Annotated in this window: 19 protein-coding genes; 3 read left to right on the top strand and 16 right to left on the bottom strand. The window is 65.6% G+C overall.

Features of this window, described 5'->3' with window-relative positions; translation table 11 throughout:
- Window positions 1-61 precede the first annotated feature (61 nt).
- The 9 genes from clpB to AC1Q9M_RS09980 form a co-directional block, all read right to left on the bottom strand.
- A complete protein-coding gene (gene clpB, locus AC1Q9M_RS09940; RefSeq protein WP_382156984.1) occupies window positions 62-2,680 on the bottom strand; it encodes an ATP-dependent chaperone ClpB in 2,619 nt (872 codons plus the stop codon).
- A gap of 99 nt (window positions 2,681-2,779) precedes the next feature.
- The gene (locus AC1Q9M_RS09945; RefSeq protein WP_492433578.1) at window positions 2,780-3,538 is read right to left on the bottom strand and encodes a GNAT family N-acetyltransferase; all 759 of its coding nucleotides are present in this window, start codon (window positions 3,536-3,538) and stop codon (window positions 2,780-2,782) included.
- Window position 3,539: 1 nt separating this feature from the next.
- A complete protein-coding gene (locus tag AC1Q9M_RS09950) occupies window positions 3,540-4,013 on the bottom strand; it encodes a molybdenum cofactor biosynthesis protein MoaE (RefSeq protein ID WP_382320391.1) in 474 nt (157 codons plus the stop codon).
- 1 nt (window position 4,014) lies between these two features.
- Window positions 4,015-4,266, bottom strand: a complete 252-nt coding sequence (locus AC1Q9M_RS09955) for a MoaD/ThiS family protein (protein WP_382156978.1) — start codon at window positions 4,264-4,266, stop codon at window positions 4,015-4,017.
- A complete protein-coding gene (locus tag AC1Q9M_RS09960; protein ID WP_382320393.1) occupies window positions 4,263-5,555 on the bottom strand; it encodes a molybdopterin molybdotransferase MoeA in 1,293 nt (430 codons plus the stop codon). The genes AC1Q9M_RS09955 and AC1Q9M_RS09960 overlap by 4 nt, the downstream gene beginning before the upstream one ends.
- Window positions 5,552-6,094: a molybdopterin-guanine dinucleotide biosynthesis protein B gene (mobB, locus tag AC1Q9M_RS09965; RefSeq protein WP_382320395.1), complete on the bottom strand. Its 543-nt coding sequence runs from the start codon at window positions 6,092-6,094 to the stop codon at window positions 5,552-5,554. The genes AC1Q9M_RS09960 and mobB overlap by 4 nt, the downstream gene beginning before the upstream one ends.
- On the bottom strand, window positions 6,091-7,533 hold the full coding sequence (gene thrC, locus AC1Q9M_RS09970) for a threonine synthase (protein ID WP_382320397.1): 1,443 nt from the start codon (window positions 7,531-7,533) through the stop codon (window positions 6,091-6,093). Before thrC ends, mobB begins: the two co-directional genes overlap by 4 nt.
- A complete protein-coding gene (locus AC1Q9M_RS09975) occupies window positions 7,533-8,855 on the bottom strand; it encodes a homoserine dehydrogenase (protein WP_382320398.1) in 1,323 nt (440 codons plus the stop codon). The genes thrC and AC1Q9M_RS09975 overlap by 1 nt, the downstream gene beginning before the upstream one ends.
- 27 nt (window positions 8,856-8,882) lie before the next feature.
- Window positions 8,883-10,109 (bottom strand): pyridoxal phosphate-dependent aminotransferase, encoded by a 1,227-nt coding sequence (locus AC1Q9M_RS09980; protein WP_382156968.1) that lies wholly within the window; start codon window positions 10,107-10,109, stop codon window positions 8,883-8,885.
- A gap of 138 nt (window positions 10,110-10,247) precedes the next feature.
- On the opposite strand from AC1Q9M_RS09980, the gene AC1Q9M_RS09985 reads away from it, so the two are divergent.
- The 3 genes from AC1Q9M_RS09985 (at window position 10,248) to AC1Q9M_RS09995 (ending at window position 13,219) form a co-directional block, all read left to right on the top strand.
- Window positions 10,248-10,628, top strand: a complete 381-nt coding sequence (locus tag AC1Q9M_RS09985) for an Mth938-like domain-containing protein (protein WP_492433582.1) — start codon at window positions 10,248-10,250, stop codon at window positions 10,626-10,628.
- 171 nt (window positions 10,629-10,799) lie between these two features.
- Window positions 10,800-11,276 carry a peroxiredoxin gene (locus AC1Q9M_RS09990; RefSeq protein ID WP_291111385.1) on the top strand — a complete coding sequence of 159 codons (477 nt, stop codon included), beginning with the start codon at window positions 10,800-10,802 and terminating at the stop codon, window positions 11,274-11,276.
- Between the two features lie 194 nt (window positions 11,277-11,470).
- Window positions 11,471-13,219 carry a PhoH family protein gene (locus AC1Q9M_RS09995; protein WP_444686832.1) on the top strand — a complete coding sequence of 583 codons (1,749 nt, stop codon included), beginning with the start codon at window positions 11,471-11,473 and terminating at the stop codon, window positions 13,217-13,219.
- A 66-nt stretch (window positions 13,220-13,285) separates the two neighbouring features.
- Here AC1Q9M_RS09995 and dnaB read toward each other — a convergent pair whose 3' ends face one another.
- From dnaB to AC1Q9M_RS10030, 7 genes are all read right to left on the bottom strand, one after another.
- Window positions 13,286-14,725, bottom strand: coding sequence for a replicative DNA helicase (gene dnaB / locus AC1Q9M_RS10000; protein ID WP_291111389.1), 1,440 nt, complete (start codon window positions 14,723-14,725; stop codon window positions 13,286-13,288).
- 173 nt (window positions 14,726-14,898) lie between these two features.
- The gene (gene rplI / locus AC1Q9M_RS10005; RefSeq protein WP_382156962.1) at window positions 14,899-15,351 is read right to left on the bottom strand and encodes a 50S ribosomal protein L9; all 453 of its coding nucleotides are present in this window, start codon (window positions 15,349-15,351) and stop codon (window positions 14,899-14,901) included.
- A gap of 13 nt (window positions 15,352-15,364) precedes the next feature.
- Window positions 15,365-15,646, bottom strand: a complete 282-nt coding sequence (rpsR, locus tag AC1Q9M_RS10010; protein ID WP_068166407.1) for a 30S ribosomal protein S18 — start codon at window positions 15,644-15,646, stop codon at window positions 15,365-15,367.
- A gap of 11 nt (window positions 15,647-15,657) precedes the next feature.
- A complete protein-coding gene (gene priB / locus AC1Q9M_RS10015) occupies window positions 15,658-15,945 on the bottom strand; it encodes a primosomal replication protein N (RefSeq protein WP_444691252.1) in 288 nt (95 codons plus the stop codon).
- Between the two features lie 24 nt (window positions 15,946-15,969).
- Window positions 15,970-16,356: a 30S ribosomal protein S6 gene (gene rpsF / locus AC1Q9M_RS10020; protein WP_291111398.1), complete on the bottom strand. Its 387-nt coding sequence runs from the start codon at window positions 16,354-16,356 to the stop codon at window positions 15,970-15,972.
- A 130-nt stretch (window positions 16,357-16,486) separates the two neighbouring features.
- Window positions 16,487-16,960, bottom strand: coding sequence for a hypothetical protein (locus tag AC1Q9M_RS10025; protein ID WP_444686833.1), 474 nt, complete (start codon window positions 16,958-16,960; stop codon window positions 16,487-16,489).
- Between the two features lie 211 nt (window positions 16,961-17,171).
- A complete protein-coding gene (locus AC1Q9M_RS10030) occupies window positions 17,172-18,854 on the bottom strand; it encodes an MFS transporter (RefSeq protein WP_492433587.1) in 1,683 nt (560 codons plus the stop codon).
- Window positions 18,855-18,877: the final 23 nt, after the last annotated feature.

Below are 18,877 nucleotides of genomic sequence, written 5' to 3' on the forward strand. Positions count from 1 at the left end.
CCCCTCCCGTCAAGGGTAGAGCCCCTCCCCCATCCACGACGGACGGAGGAGCCCCCCGGCCTCAGGCCTGCACGACGCCGTCGCCGAACTCGAACACGCCGGGGTTCTGCACCGGGTCCACGTCCACCGGAATGGACGACTTCGGTGGGTAGCGCCCTTCGAGCAGGAACTTCGAGAGCGGGTTCTCGATGCGCTGCTGGATCGCGCGCTTGAGCGGGCGCGCGCCGAAGACCGGATCGAAGCCGACCTTGGCCAGCTCGGCCAGGGCCGCCGGCGAGACATCCAGGTGCAGGTCCATCCTGGCCAGGCGCGCTTCGAGCACCTTGAGCTGGATCGCGGCGATCGATTCGATGTGCTTCGCGTCGAGCGCATGGAACACCACCGTCTCGTCGATGCGGTTGAGGAACTCGGGCCGGAAGTGGTTCTTGAGTTCGTCCCAGACCGCTTCCTTCACCTCGTCGTACGGCGCGCCGACCATGGCCTGGATCATGTGCGAGCCGATGTTGCTCGTCATGACGATCACGGTGTTCTTGAAGTCCACGGTGCGGCCCTGGCCATCGGTCAGGCGGCCGTCGTCGAGCACCTGCAGCAGCACGTTGAACACGTCGGGGTGGGCCTTCTCGACCTCGTCGAGCAGCACCACGCTGTAAGGCTTGCGGCGCACGGCTTCGGTGAGGTAACCGCCCTCCTCGTAACCCACGTAGCCGGGTGGCGCGCCGATCAGGCGCGCGACCGAGTGCTTCTCCATGAACTCGCTCATGTCGATGCGGATGAGGTGGTCTTCGCTGTCAAACAGGAAACCGGCCAGCGCCTTGCACAGCTCGGTCTTGCCCACGCCCGTGGGGCCGAGGAACAGGAAGGAGCCGGTCGGGCGGTTCGGGTCGGACAGGCCCGAGCGCGAACGGCGGATGGCGTTGGCGACGGCACCGATGGCCTCGTCCTGGCCGACCACGCGCTCGTGCAGCTTGCCTTCCATCAGCAACAGCTTGTCGCGCTCGCCCTGCATGAGCTTGGACACCGGAATGCCGGTGGCGCGCGCCACGACCTCGGCGATCTCTTCGGCGCCGACCTGCGTGCGCAGCAGCTGTGGGCGGCCCTTGCCGTCCTTGTTCAGCGCCTTGCCCGACTCGACGGCCTGCGCGTCCTTCAGGCGTTTTTCCAGTTCGGGCAGCTTGCCGTACTGCAGCTCGGCGACCTTGTTGAAATCGCCCTTGTCGGTGAAGGTCTTGATCTGCGAGCGGATGCGATCCATCTCTTCCATCACGTCCTTGGAGCCGAGCGCGGCGGCCTTCTCGGCCTTCCAGATCTCGTCGTAGTCGGAGATCTCTTTTTCCAGCCGCGCGATCTCTTCCTCGATCAGGCCAAAGCGCTTCTGCGAGGCCTCGTCCTTCTCGCGGCGCACGGCTTCGCGCTCGATCTGCAGCTGGATCAGGCGGCGGTCGAGCCGGTCCATCACCTCGGGCTTGGAGTCGAGTTCGATCTTGATCTTGGACGCGGCCTCATCGATCAGGTCGATCGCCTTGTCGGGCAGGAAACGGTCGGTGATGTAGCGGTGGCTGAGTTCGGCCGCGGCCACGATGGCCGGGTCGGTGATCTGCACGCCGTGGTGCACTTCGTACTTCTCCTGCAGGCCGCGCAGGATGGCGATGGTCGCCTCCACGCTGGGCTCGCCCACGAGGATCTTCTGGAAGCGGCGCTCCAGCGCGGCGTCCTTCTCGATGTATTTGCGGTATTCATCAAGCGTGGTGGCGCCCACGCAATGCAGTTCGCCGCGCGCCAGGGCCGGCTTGAGCATGTTGCCCGCGTCCATCGCGCCTTCGGCCTTGCCCGCGCCCACCATGGTGTGCAGCTCGTCGATGAAGACGATGGTCTGGCCCTCGTCCTTGGCCAGTTCGTTGAGCACGGTCTTGAGGCGCTCCTCGAACTCGCCGCGGAACTTGGCGCCGGCCAGCAGCGCGGCCATGTCCAGGCTCAGCACGCGCTTGCCCTTGAGCGAGTCGGGCACTTCACCGGCCACGATGCGCTGCGCCAGGCCTTCGACGATGGCGGTCTTGCCCACGCCGGGTTCGCCGATGAGCACGGGGTTGTTCTTGGTGCGGCGCTGCAGCACCTGGATGGCGCGGCGGATCTCGTCGTCGCGGCCGATCACCGGGTCGAGCTTGCCCAGGCGGGCGCGCTCGGTGAGGTCCAGCGTGTATTTCTTGAGGGCTTCGCGCTGGCCTTCGGCCTCGGGGCTGTCCATCTTCTGCCCGCCGCGCACGGCGGTGATGGCCGCTTCCAGGCTCTTGCGGTTCAGGCCGTTTTCATTGGCGATGCGGGCGAGTTCGCCTTTGCTGTCGGCCACGGCGAGCAGGAAGAGCTCGCTGGCGATGAACTGGTCACCGCGCTTGATTGCCTCCTTTTCGGTGGCCTGCAGCAGCTTGGCCAGCTCGGGGCCGACCTGCACCTGGTCCTGCCCCTGCACTTCGGGCAGGCGCTTGACCGCCGCTTCCGCGGCCTTGGCCAGGCCCGGCACGTTCACGCCCGCGCGCTGCAACAGCGACTGCGGGCCGTCGGCCTGGCGCAGCAAGGCCAGCAACAGGTGGGCGGGTTCGATGTAGGCGTTGTCGGCGCCCAGGGCCAGGGTTTGCGCTTCGCCGAGGGCTTCCTGGAACTTGGTGGTGAGTTTGTCGAGACGCATGAAAAGGCTCTCCGTGAATTCAGAACTGCATCACACATGGCGCTGATCCCCGGGTTTTCAAGGCGCGGCACCCGCTGCCGCCACCCGGGTTGACGCCGATCAAACCGACGCAGGGTCGGGCCGGCGCCAGTAAGCGTAAGCCCAGGCCGTGGAAAAGCCCAGCCTCTGGTAGAGCGCGAGCGCCGGTGCGTTGCTGGCGTCGACCTGCAGGAAGGCCTGAAGGAGGCCCCGTTGCGCGGCCTCCCGCGCCATCGCGCGCAGCAAGCGCCCAGCCAGGCCGCGGCCGCGCTGCGCGGCTGCGGTGCGCATGCCGTGCACCCCCAGCCAGCCGTGGCCGAACGAGGCCGCGCCACAGGCCAGCGTGTGGCCGTTCTCGCGCAGGCTGGCATACCGCGTGCCCGTGGCGCGGCTCAGCGAGCGGGCACGACTCTCGCCATCCACCGGGTCCAGGCCCTCGCCCAGGAACATGGCCATCCAGGCCGCGTCGGGCGCATCGGCCAGGACAGCGGCCGGATCGGACTCGGCGTTCAGCAGCGCCTCGATCGGGGCGGTCTGCGTCAGCGTGGGCTGCCGGCGCACGAAACCCTGCTGCCGCAAGGCCTGCTGGAAAGGCTCGAACGCGGGCAGGTCCGGCAGGCGGAGCGCGGGGGTGAAGCCACGGGCCTCATACCGCGCCAGGATCGAGGCCAGCAAGCCAAGGTCGGGCGCTGCATGGTGCAGGGGCACGGCGCTGCGCGCGCGGCCCACGGTGCCGCTGTCCATGGGCAACAACCAGCCGGGCAAGGCCTCCACCACCTCCGGCGCCACCGCCTGCAGCGTGGCGCGTTCGATGGCTTCGACGTCGGCGGCGCGGGTCATGTCAACCGTTGCGCGCCTCGATGCCCCAGCGCGCGAGCGCCGCGTCGTCGCTCACGCGGGCGTCGACCCAGCGCGCGCCCTCGGGCGTCTGTTCCTTCTTCCAGAACGGCGCCTGGGTCTTGAGGTAGTCCATGAGGAACTCGCAGGCCTGGAAGCTTTCGCCCCGGTGCGCGGAGGTCACGGTCACCAGCACGATCTGGTCCAGCGGCTGCAGCAGGCCCACGCGGTGGATCACGCGCGCGCCGTACAGATCGAAACGCTGGAAGGCCTCATCGATCATGGCCTCGATCGATTTTTCGGTCATGCCTGGGTAGTGCTCCAGCTCCATCGTGCTCACGCTCTGGCCGTCGTTGCGGTCCCGCACGGTGCCGATGAAGCTGCAGACGGCGCCCACGCGCGCGTCCTGCAGGCGCAGTTGAGCGACCTCGGTGCTGAGGTCGAAGTCTTCCGTCTGGATGCGGACGCGGGGCGCCATTTCAACCACCCGTGACGGGAGGAAAGAACCCGACCTCGGCGCCCTCGGTGAGTGGGGCGGACTCCTCGCTCATGGCCTGGTTCAGGGCCACGCGCACCGCCCGGCCCGGCGCCAGCACGTCCGCGTACGCGCCCCCGCGCGCCACGAGCTCGGCGCGCAAGGCCGAGAGCGTGGTGGCCTGGGTGTCCACCGCTTCGCTGCCCATGCCCAGGGCCTCGCGGATGGCGGCGAAGTAGCGCAACTGAACTTTCATGCGAGCAGGTCCGCAAAGGAGATGTAGGACACGGGGTCGCCGTGGGCGATGGTGGTACCGGCCGGGTTGTCGACCAGGCCATCGCCCCAGACGGCGGAGGTGAGCACACCCGAACTCTGGTTGGGGAACAGGTCCAGCCCGCCCGCGGCGTTGCGGCGAACGCGCAGGAACTCGCGGCGCTTGTCGGCCCGCGCCACGGTGAAATGAGCGGGCAGCGTGGTGGCCGGCGGCAGCGCCTGGAAGCGGTTCGCGGGCACACCTTGCAGCTTGAGCAGGAAGGGCCGCACCAGCAGCAGGAAGGTGACGAAGCTGGACACCGGGTTGCCCGGCAGGCCGATGAAATGGCAGGCAACGCCCGCCGCCGCACCCGCGCCACCATCGCGCCGCACCGTGCCGTACGCGAAGGGCTTGCCCGGCTTCATGCCGATCTGCCACAGGTCCAGGCTGCCGAGCTGTTGCACCGAGGGCTTGATGTGGTCTTCCTCGCCCACCGACACACCGCCGCTGGTGAGGATCAGGTCGTGGTGGTCGGCCGCGGTCTTGAGTGCGGCCAGCGTGGCTTCGCGACGGTCGGGCACGATGCCGAGGTCGCTCACCTCGCAGCCCATGCGCTGGAGCAGCGTGCGCAGGAAGAACCGGTTGGAGTTGTAGATCGCGCCAGGTTTCATGGCTTCGGGCGGCACCTCGCCCGGCATCACGAGTTCGTCGCCGGTGGAGAACAGCGCCACGCGCGGCCGCGCGTTCACCAGCAGGTGTGCCAGACCCAGGCTCGCGGCCAGGCCCAGGCTCGCGGGCGAGAGCTGCTCGCCCCGGGCGAGCACCACGGCGCCGCGCGTCACGTCTTCGCCCGCGCGGCGCACCCATTGGCCCGCCTCGGGCACCGCCTGGATGTGCACGGCGTGGATGTCACCCCCCACCTCGATGGTGTCTTCCTGCATCACCACGGCATCGGCCCCGGCGGGCATGGGTGCGCCGGTGAAGATGCGCGCGCAGGTGCCCGGCTCCAGAGGCTGGCCCGCGTGGCCGGCGGCGATGCGCTGACTCACGCGCAGCACCTGGCCCGGCTCGGTCACATCGGCCACGCGCACCGCGTAGCCGTCCATGGACGAGTTGTCGTTCGGCGGCACCTGCAGGGCCGAGACCAGGTCTTGCGCGAGCACGCGGCGGTCGGCGTCGAACGTGGCGACGGTCTCGGTCGCGCTCAGCGCCTCGACACGGCCCAGCAGGTCGGTCATGGCGTCGGCCAGCGACATCAGCGGTGCGCGTGCGGGAGGTTGGGAGGCGTTCATGGCGTCGTGGAAGGCGGATGGGCCTGGTAGGCGAAGCGGTCTGCATTGTCGAGCAACCAGAGCGCCACGTCATCGGGGTGGTTCAAATCCAGCACCGTGCGTGGGGTGGGTGCGGGCAAGGCCTGCGGGCTGTCGGTCACGACGGCAACGATGCGATCGTCGGCGGGGTAACGCACCGGCTTGCCATGGGCCTGGCGCCAGACCTCGACCTTGGCGAGGTCGCTGTCCTTGAAACCCTCGACCAGCACCCAGTCCACCGCGGGGTGCAGCTCGGCGATGAGGCTGTGCACCGAGTGCTCCACGCGATCCTGCAGCTCGCGCATGATCACCAGCCGCCGGGGCGAGGCGGCCAGCACCTCGAAGGCGCCGGCCTCGCGGTGGCGCCAGGTGTCCTTGCCCGGGTGGTCAATATCGAAGTCATGGTGGGCGTGCTTGACCACCGAGACGCGCTGCCCGCGCAGCTGCAGCGCGGGAATCAGTTGTTCGACCAGCGTGGTCTTGCCGGATCCGGAGTAGCCCGCGAATCCGACCACCTTCATGCGCGGGCGCAGTGCTCGGCGATGAAGGCCTGCACGTCGGCGGTGCGGGCCGGCATGACCTTCACCCGCTTGGGCAGGTCTTCGATGCCCTGGAACTGCGCCGGGCGATCGGGCTGGCGGCCCAGGGCTTCGACAATGGTTTCGGCGAACTTGATGGGCAACGCGGTCTCCAGCACCACCATGGGGGTGCCGGCTTCACGGTGTTCGCGCGCCACCTTCACACCGTCGGCGGTGTGGGTGTCGATCATCAGGCGGTGGCGCTGGTACACGTCGCGAATCGTGTCGAGCCGGTTGGCATGCGTGCTCTTGCCGCTGCGAAAACCATAGTGGCTCGCGGCCTCGGCGAACACCGGGTCGGTGCTCAGGTCGAAGCGGCCCTCGCGCGACAGGCCTTCACCGAAGAAGGCCTTGACGCGATCGCCGTCGCGCCCGAGCAGGTCGAACACGAAGCGCTCGAAGTTGCTGGCCTTGGAAATGTCCATCGACGGGCTGGAGGTCTCGTGCGTGTCGGCGCTGCCGCGCACGCGGTACACGCCGGTGCGGAAGAACTCGTCGAGCACGTCGTTTTCGTTGGTGGCGACCACCAGCGTGCGGATCGGCAAGCCCATCTGGCGCGCCACATGGCCCGCGCACACGTTGCCGAAGTTGCCGCTGGGCACGGTGAACGAGACCTGCTCGGTGTCCTTCGTGGTGGCCTGGAAATAGCCAGCGAAGTAGTAGACCACCTGGGCCAGCAGGCGGGCCCAGTTGATCGAGTTGACGGTGCCGATCTTGTGGGCGCGCTTGAACGCGAGGTCGTTGCTGACGTCCTTGACGATGTCCTGGCAATCGTCGAACACGCCTTCGATCGCGATGTTGTGAATGTTCTCGTCCATCAGGCTGAACATCTGCGCCTGCTGGAACGGGCTCATGCGCCCGTGCGGGCTGAGCATGAACACGCGCACGCCGTGCTTGCCGCGCATGGCGTACTCGGCCGCGCTGCCGGTGTCGCCGGAGGTCGCTCCCAGGATGTTGAGTTCTTCACCGCGGCGCGCCAGCTCGTACTCGAACAGGTTGCCGAGCAACTGCATCGCCATGTCCTTGAAGGCCAGCGTGGGGCCGTTGGACAAGGCTTCGAGGTAGAAGCCGTCTTCGAGCTTCTTCAGCGGCACGATCTGCGGCGTGCCGAAGACCGCCTCGGTGTAGGTCTTCTCGCACAACGCGCGCAGGTCGGCGGCGGGGATGTCGTCGATGTAGAGCGACAGGATCTCGAACGCCAGCGCGGCGTAGCCCCCGGGCCGGCCGCCGTTGAACGACTCGCGCAGGCGCTGCAGCGCAATGGCATCGACCTGCGGGTAACGCTCGGGCAGGTAGAGGCCGCCGTCGGGCGCCAGGCCTTCCAGCAGGATTTCACAGAAGCGCTTGCGGTCGGCATGGCCGCGGGTCGAGAGGTAACGCATCAGTTGAGCTCTTCCTTGCGGATGCGCACGATGGGCGCCAGCACGGTGGGCAGCGTCTGCAGTTGCGCCAGGGCGTCGTTCATGGTGCCCTCGCGCGTGTCGTGCGTGAGGATGATGAGGTCGGTGGAGGTGCCACCTTCGCCGCTCACCTCGTCGGCCTCGCGCTGCAGCACCGCGTCGATGCTGATGCCGGCGCCGGCCAGCAAACCGGTGACCTTGGCCAGCACGCCGGCCTGGTCGGCCACGCGCAGGCGCAGGTAGTAGCTCGTCACCACCTCGCTCATGGGCAGCACGGTGAGATCGCTCAAGGCGTCGGGCTGGAAGGCCAGGTGCGGCACGCGGTGGTGCGGGTCGGCCGTGTGCAGGCGGGTGATGTCCACCAGGTCGGCGATGACGGCGCTGGCGGTGGGCTCGCTGCCCGCGCCCTTGCCGTAGTAGAGCGTGGTGCCCACGGCGTCGCCGTTGACCACCACGGCGTTCATCGCGCCTTCCACGTTGGCGATCAGGCGTTTGCTCGGCACCAGGCTCGGGTGCACACGCAGCTCGATGCCTTGCGCCGTGCGCTTGGTGATGCCCAGCAGCTTGATGCGGTAGCCGAGCTGTTCGGCGTACTTGATGTCGGTGGCGCCCAGCTGGGTGATGCCTTCCACATAGGCCTTGTCGAACTGCACGGGAATGCCGAAGGCGATCGCGCTCATGAGCGTGACCTTGTGCGCCGCGTCCACGCCTTCGATGTCGAAGGTCGGGTCGGCCTCGGCGTAACCCAGGCGCTGCGCCTCCTGGAGCACGACGGCGAAGTCCAGGCCCTTGTCGCGCATCTCGGAAAGGATGAAGTTGGTCGTGCCGTTGATGATGCCGGCGATCCACTGGATGCTGTTGGCGGTGAGGCCTTCGCGCAGCGCCTTGATGATGGGAATGCCACCGGCCACGGCCGCCTCGAAGGCCACCATCACGCCCTTGGCCGAAGCGGCCGCGAAGATCTCGGTGCCATGCACGGCCAGCAGGGCCTTGTTCGCGGTGACCACGTGCTTGCCAGCGGCGATGGCTTCCATCACCAGGGCCTTGGCGATGCCGTAGCCGCCGATGAGCTCGATCACGATGTCGATCTCGGGGTTGGCGATCACGGCGCGCGCGTCGTTCACGACCTTCACGTCCGGACCCACGATGGACTGCGCGCGGGCCACGTCCAGGTCGGCCACCATGGTGATTTCAATGCCACGACCGGCGCGCCGGCGAATCTCCTCCTGGTTGCGCTGAAGCACGTTGAACGTGCCACTGCCTACGGTGCCTATGCCCAGGAGGCCTACTTGGATCGGTTTCATGTCGGTCATGGTTGGGAAGCGGAAAAATCAGGTGCCGTGGCGTTTTCGCCAGCCCTCGAAAAACTTGGCCACGCGGTGGATGGCCTCGCGCAGGTCGTCCTCGTGCGGCAGGAACACGATGCGGAAATGCTGGTTGTCCGGGTAGTTGAACCCGGTGCCCTGCACCAGCATCACGCGCGTTTCCTGCAGCAGTTCCAGGAACATCTGCTGATCGTCCTCGACCGGGTACATCTTCGGGTCGAGCTTGGGGAACATGTAGAGCGCGGCCGAGGGCTTGACGCAGCTCACGCCCGGAATGGCGGTGATGAGTTCGTAGGCAAGGTCGCGCTGGCGGCGCAGGCGACCGCCTTCGCACACGAGGTCGTTGATGCTCTGGTACCCGCCCAGCGCGGTCTGGATCGCCCACTGGCCCGGCACGTTGGCGCACAGGCGCATGTTCGAGAGCATGTTCAGGCCCTCGATGTAGTCCTTGGCGGGCTTCTTGTTGCCCGAGACCACGAGCCAGCCCGCGCGGTAGCCGCACGACCGGTAGCTCTTGGACAGTGAATTGAAGGTCAGCGTGAGCACGTCGTCCGACAGGCTGGCGATGGCCGTGTGTTTGGCACCGTCGTACAGCACCTTGTCGTACACCTCGTCGGCGAAGATCACCAGCCCGTGCTCGCGCGCGAGTTCCACGATGGCCTTGAGCAGATCGTCGGAGTACAGCGCACCCGTGGGGTTGTTCGGGTTGATCACCACGATGCCCTTGGTCGCTGGCGTGATCTTGCGGCGGATGTCGTCGATGTCCGGCATCCAGCCGTTGGACTCTTCGCACATGTAGTGCACCGGCGTGCCGCCCGACAGACTGGCCGCGGCCGTCCACAGCGGGTAGTCCGGTGCCGGCAGCAGCAGCTCGTCGCCGTTGTCCAGCAGCGCGTTGGTCGCCATCACGATGAGCTCGCTCGCGCCGTTGCCGAGGTAGATGTCTTCCAGGGCCACGCCTTTGATGCCCTGCTTCTGCGTTTCGTGCATCACCGCCTTGCGCGCCGCGAAAATGCCCTTGCTGTCGGAGTAACCCGCCGAGTTCGGCAGGTTGCGGATCATGTCCTGTTGAATCTCCTCCGGCGCATCGAAGCCGAACACCGCCAGGTTGCCGATGTTGAGCTTGATGATCTTGTGGCCTTCCTCTTCCATCTGACGCGCCGCGTCCATGATGGGCCCGCGGATGTCGTAGCAGACGTTGGCAAGCTTGGCGGATTTCTGGATGCTTTTCAAAGGCCCTCCGGAGGGGGTTGTGGGGTCATGACCAACATGCCCCGCCGAGGTGCACCGGGCGTTATATTCGGTCTCTTCAGCAGGGAAAACCTGCAATTTGACCACAGATCCCCAGCCCTTCTGATCCACTGCCTTCCCATGAAACTTCACGCCGACAAGCTGGACACACAGTCCATCACCTCCTACGGCGAGGGGTGGATCGCCGTGAACGGCCTGCGCCATGCCGGCAGCCTTGTGCTCGCCTCGGGGGGCCAGCTGATTCCCTGGGAATGCCAGCGCTTCGAAGACCTCACCGCCACGCACTTCGAGCAGTTGGCCAGCGTCATGCCCGAAGCACCTGAACTGGTGGTGTTCGGCAGTGGCTCCCGGTTGCGCTTCGTGCGGCCCGCGCTGCTGCAGGGTTTGATGGAGCGCCGCATCGGCGTGGAAACCATGGACACCGCCGCGGCCTGCCGCACCTACAACATCCTGGCTGGCGAAGGCCGCCGCGTCGTGGCGGCGCTTTTGATCGAAACCTGAAACGCCCTCGTTCCCCTCTCCAGCCAAACCGTGACGGAATGGCGCAATCAGGGTAAAATAGCGGATTGTTTCCTGCCACGGCCCCCTTTTGCATGTCCAGTGCAGGGCATGCCGTGAAGCACCCGGGAAGCCAACGAATCACCACCAACTTACGTCAGGGGTCCACGCAGTATGGCAGTCGTTGTCAACAAACCCATTCCCGAATTTGAATCGCAGGCCACCGGTGGCGTGAAGGTCAGCAACCAGACCCACCTTGGCCAGACCATCGTTCTGTATTTTTACCCCAAGGACAACACCCCCGGTTGCACGACCGAGGCCATGCAGTTCCGCGACAAATACAAGGATTTCGTCAAGGCCGGCGCGCAGGTGTTCGGCGTGTCGCGCGACAACATGAAGTCGCACGACGACTTCAAGACCAAGCTCGAACTGCCCTTCGAGCTGATCGCGGACACCGAAGAGAAGATGTGCCACATGTTCGGTGTGGTGAAGAACAAGATCATGTACGGCAAGAAGGTCAAGGGCATTGAGCGCAGCACCTTCCTGATCGGCCCGGATGGCGTGCTCAAGCAGGAATGGCGCGGCCTGAAAGTGCCTGGTCACGTGGAAGACGTGCTCAAGGCGGTCAAGGCGCTCAAGAAGGCGCCCTGACCCCCTGAATCGAGGGAGTGGGACCACGCTGATGCAGAGATTTCCGGGTCACACGACTCGTGCATAATGAATTCATGACAACGGGAAGCTTTTCAGCCCCACCCTCTTTCGACAAGCTCCGCAGCTCTCAAAGCCGCCCGGTTTTCCCGGCGGCTTTTTGTTTTCCGGCCCCGCGCTGACACCACAAGTCCTCCATGCCACTGCCTCCCGCACCCTCCAAACGCGCAGCCCTGCTAGCCCCCGACGCCTACTCCCTTCGAGCCGCCGAAGAGCCACTGGACTTGAACCCTGTTCTGGAACCGTCCGCACCGGTTGCACCCGCCACCCCGGCGGGCTCGGCGCCGAAGGGCAATGGGCGGGGTCGAAAACCCTCGACGACAGCTGCCGTTGCACGTGCCGAAGTGCCGAAGGCACCCGTGCGCCCGCCCGCGCCGGTGGTGGCCAAAGCCCCCGAGGTGCGCCAGCCCGTCCCCGAGGCGCCCGCCGAACCCCGGGCCCCCGTGGCACCGGTGGCCAGCAACCGCCGGCGCACCGCAGGCAAGGCCGGCAACGGGCCGGCGCGGCTGTTCGTGCTGGACACCAACGTCCTGCTGCACGATCCCATGAGCCTGTTCCGCTTCGAGGAACACGACATCTTCCTGCCCATGATCGTGCTCGAAGAACTCGATGGCCACAAAAAGGGCATGACCGAGGTGGCCCGCAACGGCCGCCAGACCAGCCGCACGCTCGACGCCCTGGTGGCCCAGCAAGGTGGCGACATGGCCAAGGGCCTCAAGCTCTCGGCCACCGGCCATCAGTCGGCCCGTGGCCTGCTGTTTTTCCAGACCGAGCCGCTGGACAACGCCCTGCCTTCCAGCCTGCCCCAGGGCAAGGCCGACAACCAGATCCTGGGCGTGGTGCATGCCCTGCGCGAACGGCATCCGCAACGCGAAGTCATCCTGGTGTCGAAAGACATCAACATGCGGGTGAAAGCGCGCGCGCTGGGCCTGGCCGCCGAGGACTACCAGAACGACAAGACCCTGGACGACGGGGAACTGCTCTACGCCGGCGCCCTGGCCCTGCCCCAGGACTTCTGGACGCGCCAGAGCAAGACCATCGAGAGCTGGCAGAGCGGCAGCCACACGTTCTACCGCGTGAGCGGCCCTGCCGTGGGCCAGTTCTACATCAACCAGTTCGTGTATTTCGAGGCGCCCGGCGAGCCCTCGCTGTACGCCCGTGTGACCGAAATCCGCGACAAGACCGCGGTGCTCAAGACGCTGAAGGACTACACCCATTTGAAAAATGCGGTGTGGGGTGTGACCAGCCGCAACCGCGAGCAGAACTTCGCGCTCAACCTGCTGATGGATCCGGAGATTGACTTCGTCACGCTGGCCGGCACCGCGGGCACGGGCAAGACGCTGATGGCACTGGCCAGCGGCCTGACCCAGGTGCTTGACGACCGCCGCTACACCGAGATCATCATGACGCGCGCCACCGTGAGCGTGGGTGAGGACATCGGCTTCCTGCCGGGCACCGAAGAGGAAAAGATGGGCCCCTGGATGGGTGCGCTCGACGACAACCTCGAATTCCTGGCCAAGGGCGACGGCGGCAATGCCGGCGAGTGGGGGCGCGCTGCCACCAATGAGCTCATCCGCAGCCGCATCAAGGTCAAGAGCATGAACTTCATGCGCGGCCGCACCTTCATGAACCGCTACGTGATCATCGACGAGGCGCAGAACCTGACGCCCAAGCAGATGAAGACGCTGATCACCCGCGCCGGCCCGGGCACGAAGATCATCTGCATGGGCAACCTCGCACAGATCGACACGCCCTACCTGACCGAGGGTTCGTCGGGCCTGACCTACGCGGTCGATCGTTTCAAGGGCTGGCCGCATGGCGGACACATCACGCTGGCGCGCGGCGAGCGTTCGCGCCTGGCCGATTTCGCCAGCGAAGTGCTCTGACCTGAAGGCTTTTCGCCATGAAAAAACCCGGCCTTGGCCGGGTTTTTTCATGCGCGTCACCTGTCGTCAGTAATCGCTGCCACCGCCCATGCCACCGCCTGCCAGGCTTTCGAAACGGGTGAGCATGTTCAGGAAGGCCAGCTTCACCACGCCGGTGGGGCCGTTGCGCTGCTTGCCGATGATGATCTCGGCCACACCCGGCTCCTTGCAGTTCTCGCGGTTGTAGTACTCGTCGCGGTAGATGAACATGATGATGTCCGCATCCTGCTCGATGGCACCGGACTCACGCAAGTCCGACATCATGGGGCGCTTGTCGGTGCGCTGCTCGACCGACCGGTTGAGCTGGGAGAGCGCGATCACCGGGCATTGCAGCTCCTTGGCCAACATCTTCAACCCCCGCGAGATTTCGCCCAGCTCGGTGGCGCGGTTGTCGCCCCCGGACGCGCCGGAGCCACTCATGAGCTGCAGGTAGTCGACCACGATCAGACCCAGCTTGCCGCACTGCCTGGCCAATCGGCGGGCATTGGCGCGCAGCTCGCTGGGCGTGAGACCCGGCGTCTCGTCGATGTGCAGCGACACGGTGCGCAGCTTTTCGATCGCCTCCGTCAGGCGGGGCCACTCGTCGTCGGTGAGCTTGCCGGTGCGCAGATGCCCCTGGTTGATCCGGCCGATGGAGCCGACCACACGCACCGCCAGCTGCGATGCGCCCATTTCCATGGAGAACACGGCCACAGGCAGCCCTTCGTTCAGGGCCACGTGCTCGGCGATGTTGATCGCGAACGCGGTCTTGCCCATGGAGGGACGCGCCGCCAGCACCACGAGGTCACCCGCCTGCAGGCCCGAGGTCATGCGGTCCAGATCGATGAACCCGGTGGGAACACCCGTCACGTCCGCCGGGTTGTCGGCCATCTCCTGCACACGGTCCAGGAGGTCCACCACGAGCTTGTCCATGCTCTGGAAGCCCTCCTTCATCCGGGAGCCTTCCTCGCCGATCTTGAAGACCTTCTGCTCGGCCTCGTCCAGGATCTTGGCGACCGGCCGTCCTTGCGGATTGAAGGCGGCGGTCGCGATCTCATCACTGGCGGTCACGAGTTTGCGCAGGATCGCGCGCTCGCGCACGATCTCGGCATAGCGGCGGATGTTCGCCGCACTCGGCACGTACTGCGCGAGCGAGTTGAGGTACGCCAACCCACCCGCCTCTTCGGCCTTGCCCAGGTTCTGCAAGTGCTCGAACACCGTCACCACGTCGGCAGGCTTGCTCCCGTTGACCAGGGTCGCGATCGCAGAATAGGTCAGCCGGTGCTCGTGCCGATAGAAATCGGAGTCGTTGATCAGGTCGGCCACACGGTCCCACGCGCCGTTGTCGAGCAGCAGGCCGCCCAGCACACTGGATTCGGCTTCGATGGAATGCGGGGGCACGCGCAACTGGGCGACCTGACGATCACCCACAGGGTCTTCAAAGCCCGCATCAAAGTCGGGGAAGGGACTGGAAAAGGCAGTGGACATGGAGGTATCGCAGCTAAAGAGCGATGGTACGCCCCAGGGGATGGATCAGGGGTGGACAACCCTGTGGAAATCCGGTGTGAATCGCGTGCAGAAGGCGGGATAACCCGCCCGCGCCGCGCAAAAAAAAGCCGCTGCCCGAAGGCAGCGGCTTTTTGCAGAACGCTGCGCGGAACTCAGGCGGTTTCGCCGAGCACCGAGACGTTGACGTCGACCGTCACGTCGGTGTGCAGGTTGACGCTGACGGTGTAGTCGCCCACGTTCTTGAGGGGGCCGTTGGGCATGCGCACTTGCGACTTGGCCACAGCGAAGCCTTGCTTGTTCAGCTCTTCGGACACGTCGTGGTTGGTCACGGAGCCGAACAGGCGGCCGTCCACGCCGGCCTTTTGCGACAGCTTGACCGTCACGGCAGCGAGCTTCTCGCCCAGGGCCTGGGCTTCGGCCAGCTTGGCCGCCGCCACCTTTTCGAGTTCCGCACGGCGGGCTTCGAATTCAGCGATGGCGCTCTGGGTGGCACGGCGGGCACGGCCGGTGGGGATCAGGAAGTTGCGGGCATAGCCCTCTTTGACCTTGACCACATCGCCGAGGGCGCCGAGGTTGATCACTTTGTCGAGCAGGATGATTTGCATGTCAGGCTCTCTTTCAGACGCGGTGCTGGTCGCTGTAGGGCAGCATGGCCAGGAAGCGCGCGCGCTTGATGGCGGTGTTGACCTGGCGTTGGTAGAACGCACGGGTGCCGGTCAGGCGCGCGGGAATGATCTTGCCGTTTTCGGCGATGAAGTCACGCAGGACGTCCACGTCCTTGTAGTCGACTTCTTCGACGTTGGCCACGGTGAAGCGGCAGAAGCGCTTGCGCTTGAAGAGCAGCGACTGGGTGTTGCGCTTCGGGCGCTTGTCTTTGTTGAAACGTTTGGGTGCAGCCATGATGGGCCTTCCTATGTTTTGCTGAAATCTTGGATGTGGAACACCACGCCTTTGCCATTGCGCGCATTCGTCATGAAACCGTGAAACTCACAAGCCGCATCCAGGCCCTGTCGGGAGAGGATTTCGGCCTGGGCACCGAAGGCCACGGCCCTCAGCTGCAATTTCACCTGTCTGGGGGTGTCCATCTCGACGACCTGGGACTCGTGTTCAAGCACGAGGTTGACGGCCGGGATGCCTGCCGGTGTGTAACGCAGGCTCTGCACCTGCACCACCACGGCGGACAATTGAAGACGGTTCACCCGATGACGATTGGCGCCACAGACTTAGGCGGCGGCCTGCTCCTGCGACTGGTGCGTGGCCGGCTGTTGAAGCTTGCGGGCTTCTTCGCGCTCGACCGACTTCATCATGGCCGACGGACCGGTGTCGGCCTTCTTGCGCAGCACGGTGAGGTGGCGCAGCACGGCGTCGTTGAACTTGAACGCGTGTTCCAGTTCGGACATCACGGCCTGATCGGCCTCGATGTTGACGCACAGGTAGTGGGCCTTGGACAGCTTGTTGATCTGGTAAGCCATCTGGCGGCGGCCCCAGTCTTCAACACGGTGGATCTTGCCACCACCGGTGGTGATCATGCCCTTGTAACGCTCCAGCATAGCCGGAACCTGTTCGCTTTGGTCCGGATGGATCAGCAAAACGATTTCATAGTGACGCATAGACACTCCTTGAGGATGAGCCGTGGGGAGCCACGGCGGGATTCAGCCACCCGCCGCGTCTGGAAGCGGTGTGGCAAGGCGAAAAGCTCACGATTATAGCAAATCGCGGCTTTTCGGTACCCCAGCTGCTTCAGCGGTTGTTCAGCGCCTTGTCCAGGGGCACGAACTTCTCGGGGCCCACGGCCTCGCGGATCCTGGGAGCCAGCTCGAGCAGTTGCTCGTAGTTGCCGGCGGCCTCCACCGCCAGATTCAGGCGAAACCCCCTCAAGCCCAGGCTGGCGGTGAGCCGGGTGGCGATGGGATAGGCATCCTGATAGCGCTGCACCGAACTGCGCGAGTTGTGCTCCTTGAGCACTTCGTCGTGGGCCGCGGCCACCGCCTGCTCCGCGGCCGAGGGCTTGGGTGCCGAATCGGTGATCAATCCGAGCGCGAACAGGTGCTCTACGTCTTCCTGGGACACCCCCATGGCGGCCGATGCCGCCAGCAGCTCCGCCATGGAACGCCGGCCATCCACGAGGATGAAGACCGACCGTTGTCGCGGCGTCAGCGGCACCGATCGGTCTTTCATGACCTGCAGGCCGGTTTCGGTTTTCACAATGCTCATGGGTTCTCTCGAGGAAGCTCCACCGGGGGTGGTTTGTACCGGTCACCGGGATGACTCAACGCGGAAGTTGGATGAAACGAGCTTTACATGCGACTGGCGGCATTTGAATTGGGGTTTATCCATACCGGAGCGCCCATGAAAAAGCCCGCACGGGGCGGGCTCTGTGAAGAAAGTCGCACCCGCCCGCGGGCGGGCGCGACCCTGCTCAACCTCAGTCCTTGGCGTAGATGTCCACGTCCTTGGTCTCGCGGATGAAGATCATGCCGATGATGAACGTGCCAGCGGCCACGATCACCGGGTACCAGAGACCGTAGAAGATGTCGCCGGTGGCGGCCACCATGGCGAAGGCCGTGGTGGGCAGCAAGCCGCCGAACCAGCCGTTGCCGATGTGGTACGGCAGGCTCATCGACGTGTAGCGGATGCGCGTGGGGAACATCTCGACCAGCATCGCGGCGATCGGGCCGTACACCATGGTCACCAGGATCACGAGGAACACCAGGATCAGCAGGACCATGCCCTTGTTCATCTTGGCGGGATCCGCAGGGGTGGTCAGGCCTTCGGCCTTGGCGGTGTCGGTCAGTGCCTTGCGGAAGTCACCAATGGCCTTCGCGCTGTCAGCCGCAAAGGCATCGCGCTTCTCGTTGAGCACGCCCACCGGCGAGTTCAGCACCTTGTCGCCCAGCGTCACCGTCGCGGGTGCACCGGCCGGACCCTGCACGCTGGTGTACGGGATGTACGCCTGCGTGAGTGCGCGCTTGGCGATGTCGCACGAGGTACGGAAATCGATGTCGCGTGCAATCGGGCTGCCCTGGAACGAGCACTCCTTCAGATCGGCCGTCACGGTGACCTTGTTCGCCTGTTGAGCCGCCACCAGCGCCGGGTTGGCGTAGTTGAGCAACATCGGGAAGACGGTGAAGTAGGTCAGCGCAGCGATCAGGCAGCCGCCCATGATGATGGGCTTGCGGCCGATCTTGTCGGACAGCGTGCCGAAGAAGATGAAGAACGGCGTACCGATCAACAGCGAGGCGGCGATCAACAGGTTGGCGGTTGTGGCGTCCACCTTGGCGATCGTGGTCAGGAAGAACAGCGCGTAGAACTGCCCCGTGTACCAGACCACGGCCTGGCCGGCGGTCAGGCCGAGCAGCGCCAGGATCACGACCTTCAGGTTCTTCCATTGGCCGAAGGACTCGGTCAGCGGCGCCTTGGAGGTCTTGCCTTCGGACTTCATCTTCTGGAACGCCGGCGACTCATTGAGGCTCAAGCGGATCCAGACCGAAATGCCCAGCAGCAGGATGGACACCAGGAACGGAATGCGCCAGCCCCATTCGCCGAACTCCTTGTCGCCCATCGCGGTGCGCACGCCCAGGATCACCAGCAGCGACAGGAACAGACCCAGCGTGGCCGTGGTCTGGATCCATGCCGTGTAGGCGCCCCGTTTGCCGTGCGGCGCGTGTTCGGCCACATAGGTCGCGGCACCGCCGTACTCACCACCCAGCGCCAGGCCTTGCAGCATGCGCAGGATGATCAGGATGACGGGAGCGGCCAGGCCGATGGACGCGTAGCTGGGCAGCAGGCCCACGATGAACGTGGACGCGCCCATGATCAGGATGGTCACCAGGAAGGTGTACTTGCGCCCGATCATGTCGCCCAGGCGGCCGAAGAAGATCGCACCGAACGGCCGCACCAGGAAGCCCGCCGCGAAGGCCAGCAAGGCGAAGATGTAGGCGGATGTTGGATCCAGGCCGGAGAAGAACTGGCGCGCGATGATGGCCGCGAGCGAGCCGTAGAGATAGAAGTCATACCACTCGAAAACCGTCCCTAGAGAAGAGGCGAAGATCACCTTTCTCTCCTCCTTGGTCATCGGTGCAGAAGCACTGGCCGTCGAAGTTGCCATGATGTTGAAGTCTCCTAAGTTAG

The sequence above is a fragment of the Hydrogenophaga sp. GW823-FHT04C09 genome (assembly GCF_058796355.1).

Excerpts from the sequence above, each read along its gene's own strand:
- AC1Q9M_RS10025 (WP_444686833.1), bottom strand. The coding sequence starts at position 16,960 with ATGAGCATTGTGAAAACCGAAACCGGCCTGCAGGTCATGAAAGACCGA.
- AC1Q9M_RS09945 (WP_492433578.1), bottom strand. The coding sequence starts at position 3,538 with ATGACCCGCGCCGCCGACGTCGAAGCCATCGAACGCGCCACGCTGCAG.
- dnaB (WP_291111389.1), bottom strand. The coding sequence starts at position 14,725 with ATGTCCACTGCCTTTTCCAGTCCCTTCCCCGACTTTGATGCGGGCTTT.
- thrC (WP_382320397.1), bottom strand. The coding sequence starts at position 7,533 with ATGCGTTACCTCTCGACCCGCGGCCATGCCGACCGCAAGCGCTTCTGT.
- AC1Q9M_RS09990 (WP_291111385.1), top strand. The coding sequence starts at position 10,800 with ATGGCAGTCGTTGTCAACAAACCCATTCCCGAATTTGAATCGCAGGCC.
- rplI (WP_382156962.1), bottom strand. The coding sequence starts at position 15,351 with ATGCAAATCATCCTGCTCGACAAAGTGATCAACCTCGGCGCCCTCGGC.
- AC1Q9M_RS10030 (WP_492433587.1), bottom strand. The coding sequence starts at position 18,854 with ATGGCAACTTCGACGGCCAGTGCTTCTGCACCGATGACCAAGGAGGAG.
- AC1Q9M_RS09960 (WP_382320393.1), bottom strand. The coding sequence starts at position 5,555 with ATGAACGCCTCCCAACCTCCCGCACGCGCACCGCTGATGTCGCTGGCC.
- AC1Q9M_RS09975 (WP_382320398.1), bottom strand. The coding sequence starts at position 8,855 with ATGAAACCGATCCAAGTAGGCCTCCTGGGCATAGGCACCGTAGGCAGT.
- AC1Q9M_RS09995 (WP_444686832.1), top strand. The coding sequence starts at position 11,471 with ATGCCACTGCCTCCCGCACCCTCCAAACGCGCAGCCCTGCTAGCCCCC.
- rpsF (WP_291111398.1), bottom strand. The coding sequence starts at position 16,356 with ATGCGTCACTATGAAATCGTTTTGCTGATCCATCCGGACCAAAGCGAA.
- rpsR (WP_068166407.1), bottom strand. The coding sequence starts at position 15,646 with ATGGCTGCACCCAAACGTTTCAACAAAGACAAGCGCCCGAAGCGCAAC.
- clpB (WP_382156984.1), bottom strand. The coding sequence starts at position 2,680 with ATGCGTCTCGACAAACTCACCACCAAGTTCCAGGAAGCCCTCGGCGAA.
- mobB (WP_382320395.1), bottom strand. The coding sequence starts at position 6,094 with ATGAAGGTGGTCGGATTCGCGGGCTACTCCGGATCCGGCAAGACCACG.
- AC1Q9M_RS09985 (WP_492433582.1), top strand. The coding sequence starts at position 10,248 with ATGAAACTTCACGCCGACAAGCTGGACACACAGTCCATCACCTCCTAC.
- AC1Q9M_RS09950 (WP_382320391.1), bottom strand. The coding sequence starts at position 4,013 with ATGGCGCCCCGCGTCCGCATCCAGACGGAAGACTTCGACCTCAGCACC.
- AC1Q9M_RS09955 (WP_382156978.1), bottom strand. The coding sequence starts at position 4,266 with ATGAAAGTTCAGTTGCGCTACTTCGCCGCCATCCGCGAGGCCCTGGGC.